This window comes from Larkinella sp. C7 (assembly GCF_006149005.1).
Classification (GTDB): domain Bacteria; phylum Bacteroidota; class Bacteroidia; order Cytophagales; family Spirosomataceae; genus Larkinella.
Genome location: NZ_VBSL01000235.1, coordinates 1 through 350, shown reverse-complemented (window position 1 = coordinate 350; position 350 = coordinate 1). Strand labels below are relative to the sequence as shown.

The 350-nt window shown below is 53.1% G+C and carries 1 protein-coding gene; it reads right to left on the bottom strand.

The features are described from left to right. A partial coding sequence (locus FH871_RS33710; RefSeq protein ID WP_138995379.1) for a hypothetical protein occupies positions 1–350 on the bottom strand: 350 nt, incomplete at both ends.

Below are 350 nucleotides of genomic sequence, written 5' to 3'. Positions count from 1 at the left end.
GTACCACGGCCATCCAAAAAGCGGGCCTGTACGCTGCGAAGCGGTGCTTTGCCCGCTGGAACCGCGCGTGTAGTCCACCTTCCTTACTCCGCACCCAAAACAGCGTCGCTATCACTGCCAGTAGAAACGCCCAGGATACCCAGTAGAACTTGAACCATAGCCAAGGGGTGATCGTGGGCCCGAAGCCCAGCATGTCACTGTAAGACCACCCGGGATCGGATGCGTAAATTAGTATATTGTGCTCAAGGCCAATCATCGATGCGAAAAGAATGTACCCATAGACGCCGATTGCGACCATGTGACCGATGTATTTTTGATTCACCAGAATATGAATCGCGTAAACGAGCAGG